Raw genomic sequence first — 4,228 nt, 5'->3', positions numbered from 1 at the left:
AAGGTTAACGACGGTTAGATTCACCTCTTACACAGCACCTAACACGCTCGACTTCAGTCACGAAGATTTTACCGTCACCTATTTTACCTGTCTGCGCTGTTTTAAGAATAACTTCGATCGCTCTATCAACATCTTCGTCAGCTAAAACAATATCTAGTTTCACTTTAGGCAAAAAATCGACCATATATTCCGCACCACGGTATAGCTCTGTATGGCCTTTTTGACGACCAAAGCCCTTCACTTCACAGACTGTCATACCTGTAATGCCTATTTCAGACAAAGCTTCACGAACAGGTGCTGTGTAAGAGGTGAATCTAACCGTCGTTAACCTTAGCAATACGTAATGCCCTATTTACTTCGTTCAGTTACGTATTGCTAATCGTCATCTTGAAGTTGTTTCGGCAGCACCTTCCCATAATGCATTAGGAGTACGTTTAATAACTTCATGACCTTTATCAGCAATTACCTTATAGTTTCTTGTAAGAATCTAACGTTAACGGCTTACCATCACTACTTGTATCAGCCGTTGCGAGTTTGTTGTGGTTGTTGCTGTTGTCGTTGTGCTTGTGTCTCCACCTTGTTGCGGTTTAGCTGGTTGCGTAGTAGTTGTATTCAATGCACCTAAGTTATCAAAGGCTACTAAGTCTCCTATGATGAAATGTCCGGGTTTTGAATTTAAACCACTACGTGGGGCGTAGATTGCATCGTTACCATTAAACTCATTCGTATTGAACGAGAATGGGAAAGTTTTCTCTTTTGTAAGTTTATCGTGGTCATAACTTTGAATGTCATTACCTTTGTTTACAGAGAAACTTTCTGTAGTACGTTTTAACCACTTACCCCAATCTTTATCACCTTTTACACCATAGCTATTTATTGCAAACTGGGTAGTTAACGAGTCTAGTAAACCCTCAGATAAAGTTGTACCTGTATCTGACCAACTCTGTTTCTCTGTCCAATCTACATCTTTAGAGCCAGGGAATTTATATAATGCCGGTTGCTTATACTTTGTATCTTTAGAAAACTTATCATAAATGTTTCCTAAATTGAAATACGCTGTATGTTGCGTAGGCTTACCAGTTACAAGGTTTCCTTTACTAGCTAATGCTAATGAAACGAAGTTATTGATAGGAACTGCACGTCCGAAGTCTAACTCTTTACCACCGCTATCTGTTTCTTTCTTTTTAAAGATGAAAGGGTTCATTGCGGCAGGAACTACAACATACTGACGCTTCCCTGTGTCTACTAAGATATTACCGATAGCATCCACATACATTTTCCAGTCGTACATTGAGCGTTTATAGATAGCTTCAATTGATGAGTCTTTCTTAAACTTCTCTTCCTCTAACATTTTAGTAACTGTTTCACCTTTAGAACCTTTACCACGTTCTTTTTCCGTGTAGTCTAAGAATGAAGTACCAACACTATTTTCAGGGTTCTAAGTATTTATAAATTTCAGCCATTACCGTTTGAGAAGCGGTTTGACCTCCACCATCACTACTTGTTGGATTCCAGTTAAACATGATATGACTCTTGTCTGCTTTGTCCGCACTACCCCAATATAATGCACCTTCGTTTTTCTTAGAGTTAGGGTCATAATTCCAAACACTACCTTTATAGGCAGACACCATTTTATCACCATTCTTGTTTACCCCATCTTTAATATCAGGGTATGGTAATTCATTGGAACGTTTGTATGCATAACCGCTAATTTGGTCTAAGAATTCGTAGAATGTAGCGTGTTTACCTTTCTTACCATTACCACCGTCTACCGCTTCGAAATTCTCTCCATCTTTTGATTGTGCAAAGTATAAAGGTTTGAACACTCTGTTTACTTGCATTCGTAACAACTTTAGATATCTTTTCAGCGATACCTTTTTCGAATGCATTCGTTTCAGTCAACGCTTTTACAATACTATCTTGCACTTCTTTTGAGTCTTTCTTGTCTTTTACGTTACCCACTTGGGTACTAAACGGAACATAATAGTTTGATATAAATACGCCTAAAGTTCTTAACTCATTCCCTGATAAACTGCTCATATCAGCTTTATAACCTTGCTCACTTGATACCCCTAATGTAGCCATCTTACCTACGGTTACATTGTTCTTGACGAGCATCGTTTGAGTTTTCTCCTGTACCAGTACCGTTACCACCCGGCTGTTGTGGTTGCTGACCTCCACCATTTGGTTGTTGAGGTTGTCCACCACCTGCGTTCGGGTCTTGAGGTGTGGTAGTTTGAGGTTGCTGAGTTTGTCCTCCCGTTGTGGGGTCGGCAAATGCAGTTAATGGCTCTAGCATAGGTAAAAATAATGACAGTGACAATACGCTGAACACTAACTTGTTTCTTATACCATGTCTCTTTTGTTTTCTCGAAGTCGGATTAAAAACTATATCGTTTTCCGCTGATAGTTTATCCAATTTCTTTTGTTTCTTATATCGTATCTTCTTAAACAATTACTTACACCACCTTGATTTTCTATGTCTATCACCTACTATCGGTTCAGATTAGTTTAACGACCATTGCCCTATATGTCTCTTATATCTCAAGGTGTAATATAAAAGACAGGACTGTGTTTATTAAGGTTATCTTTACTTTATCACAATATACTCCTTAAACACTTACAACACTATATATCTGTTCTGCTACGCCAAACAAGTTATTAACTAATACTACCTCATCTAGCTACTTTTAACGTATATAATGTTCTACCTATGAGTTTACCAAATCTTTCCTCCGACTCATACTACTATTATACCATAAATTCATCTATTTGTCAATACTGTCTAGATAGATTACTAGTATCAGTTTACTAGTTTATTTTAGGCAAAATAAAAAGACTGGCTACAGTTTAAAGCCAATCTTTCTAAGATAGTGCATTTGTAAATACGTCTACTATGAATATAGCTAAATCAAACATTTGACCTGCTATTAGATACCCTAAAGTTAAACCAACTAAGACCATTGTCTTCTGTTCGGTTCTTCAAATACGTACCCCATAAACTATAATCACCAGTTCCTAAGTTTGATTCGGCAATTAATAGACTGTCCCATGCTTCTTGTGAAATATAAGAAGGTCTGTCTTTGTCATTTCTCATTACAAAGGCTTGAAACATAGGTATTGATAGGAAACAAATGTCTACTGTAATAGCAATTGCTAACATGAAGAATATAACAATACATGCTAAACCTAAAAATGTACTGATTGGACTTGTAAACGGTTCAAATATCTCGTTAGCTGATACAAAGTTAGTCGTTACATTTGTAGATAAATGTTTAACTGCTGATGCTGTTCCTTCATCTTGTTCTTCAATGAAGTTATACAATCTTGAACGGTCACGACCACCCATACTACTGTTTCTCTACTTCTGTAAAGGTTTGTTTCATTAACTCTTTCTTATCCTCAGTAGATAGTTTTTGATAGTTTACCTTATCAATTTCAACCTTCTTTGGGTCTTTCTTATCTTGAATTAATAGTTTAAATCCATAATCAGGGAAGGATTGCGACTTGGAGTTTACTGATTCTACTACTGAATCTACCCCTTTATCACTATCTAGTAAGATATAAGGGTTAGAGACTGCATTTGCCGTTACAGGATTATATACCCCTAACAGAGAAACGAGTAAAAGAACTACTACAAGTAATCTATAGTTTATTGCTTTGCTTTTTGCAACCATCGTAACACCTCGTTTTTAAGCTAAAAGTAAGGTGTTTAAGGTTACCCCTAAACACCTCACAATTGTTACGAATGAATGATTTGTTTTGATTGAGTTTATACTCAATTTTAACGTAAAACCTACTCTAAGAATCCTGCTAGTAAGTCCATTAACATACCCACAAGAATCATGATTTGACCTTGGATTAAGTATAATAGACAGATACCTAGTAAGAACATTCCGATGAAACGTTTCGTAATGTAGATACCGTTTTGGTTCTTAGATTTACCGTTACTTCCATTCTCTGACTCTTCTAAAGACTGCATTGCTTCACGAGAAACGAAGAAGTTACCTTTACGTCCACCGTTTCCGCCTTCTCCTGCACTAGTTACCCATGCTTGGAACATTGGTACGTTTAGGAAAGCTAAGTTGATAGCGAATGTCATTACTAAGAAGAAACATTAGTGCAATTACCATTAAAGCGATAGCTGTATTAATCGGTCCAGCGAAAGGTTGGAAGATACGATTACCTTTAACGTAGTTTGGCTTTAACTGTTCAGTAATGTTACCTA

Annotated in this window: 9 protein-coding genes; all 9 read right to left on the bottom strand. The window is 36.9% G+C overall.

Going from position 1 to position 4,228, the window contains the following annotated elements:
• Nucleotides 1-4: 4 nt before the first annotated feature.
• A complete protein-coding gene (locus ACXAC4_RS21590) occupies nt 5-337 on the bottom strand; it encodes a P-II family nitrogen regulator (protein ID WP_475165255.1) in 333 nt (110 codons plus the stop codon).
• Between the two features lie 156 nt (nt 338-493).
• Nucleotides 494-1,351, bottom strand: coding sequence for a hypothetical protein (locus ACXAC4_RS21585; protein WP_475165254.1), 858 nt, complete (start codon nt 1,349-1,351; stop codon nt 494-496).
• Nucleotides 1,352-1,430: 79 nt separating this feature from the next.
• Nucleotides 1,431-1,826: a hypothetical protein gene (locus ACXAC4_RS21580; RefSeq protein ID WP_475165252.1), complete on the bottom strand. Its 396-nt coding sequence runs from the start codon at nt 1,824-1,826 to the stop codon at nt 1,431-1,433.
• Nucleotides 1,759-2,118: a hypothetical protein gene (locus tag ACXAC4_RS21575; protein WP_475165250.1), complete on the bottom strand. Its 360-nt coding sequence runs from the start codon at nt 2,116-2,118 to the stop codon at nt 1,759-1,761. The genes ACXAC4_RS21580 and ACXAC4_RS21575 overlap by 68 nt, the downstream gene beginning before the upstream one ends.
• Nucleotides 2,087-2,335 (bottom strand): hypothetical protein, encoded by a 249-nt coding sequence (locus ACXAC4_RS21570; protein ID WP_475165248.1) that lies wholly within the window; start codon nt 2,333-2,335, stop codon nt 2,087-2,089. The genes ACXAC4_RS21575 and ACXAC4_RS21570 overlap by 32 nt, the downstream gene beginning before the upstream one ends.
• 576 nt (nt 2,336-2,911) lie before the next feature.
• Nucleotides 2,912-3,349, bottom strand: coding sequence for a hypothetical protein (locus ACXAC4_RS21565; protein WP_475165246.1), 438 nt, complete (start codon nt 3,347-3,349; stop codon nt 2,912-2,914).
• Between the two features lies 1 nt (nt 3,350).
• On the bottom strand, nt 3,351-3,677 hold the full coding sequence (locus ACXAC4_RS21560) for a hypothetical protein (protein ID WP_475165245.1): 327 nt from the start codon (nt 3,675-3,677) through the stop codon (nt 3,351-3,353).
• A gap of 119 nt (nt 3,678-3,796) precedes the next feature.
• Nucleotides 3,797-4,102, bottom strand: coding sequence for a hypothetical protein (locus ACXAC4_RS21555; RefSeq protein WP_475165244.1), 306 nt, complete (start codon nt 4,100-4,102; stop codon nt 3,797-3,799).
• Nucleotides 4,041-4,228, bottom strand: a 188-nt coding sequence (locus ACXAC4_RS21550) for a hypothetical protein (RefSeq protein WP_475165242.1), incomplete at its 5' end; no start/stop codon positions are given. The genes ACXAC4_RS21550 and ACXAC4_RS21555, both read right to left, overlap by 62 nt.

It is taken from the genome of Pseudoalteromonas sp. AWM4_233 (genome assembly GCF_056158285.1).
The sequence above is the reverse complement of the archived record's forward strand: the minus strand, read 5'-3'. Positions and strand labels throughout refer to the sequence as shown.

What these genes read in the sequence shown, in the direction of transcription:
- ACXAC4_RS21585 (WP_475165254.1), bottom strand. Translation starts at nt 1,351, where the DNA reads ATGTTAGAGGAAGAGAAGTTTAAGAAAGACTCATCAATTGAAGCTATC.
- ACXAC4_RS21575 (WP_475165250.1), bottom strand. Translation starts at nt 2,118, where the DNA reads ATGCTCGTCAAGAACAATGTAACCGTAGGTAAGATGGCTACATTAGGG.
- ACXAC4_RS21565 (WP_475165246.1), bottom strand. Translation starts at nt 3,349, where the DNA reads ATGGGTGGTCGTGACCGTTCAAGATTGTATAACTTCATTGAAGAACAA.
- ACXAC4_RS21560 (WP_475165245.1), bottom strand. Translation starts at nt 3,677, where the DNA reads ATGGTTGCAAAAAGCAAAGCAATAAACTATAGATTACTTGTAGTAGTT.
- ACXAC4_RS21555 (WP_475165244.1), bottom strand. Translation starts at nt 4,102, where the DNA reads ATGACATTCGCTATCAACTTAGCTTTCCTAAACGTACCAATGTTCCAA.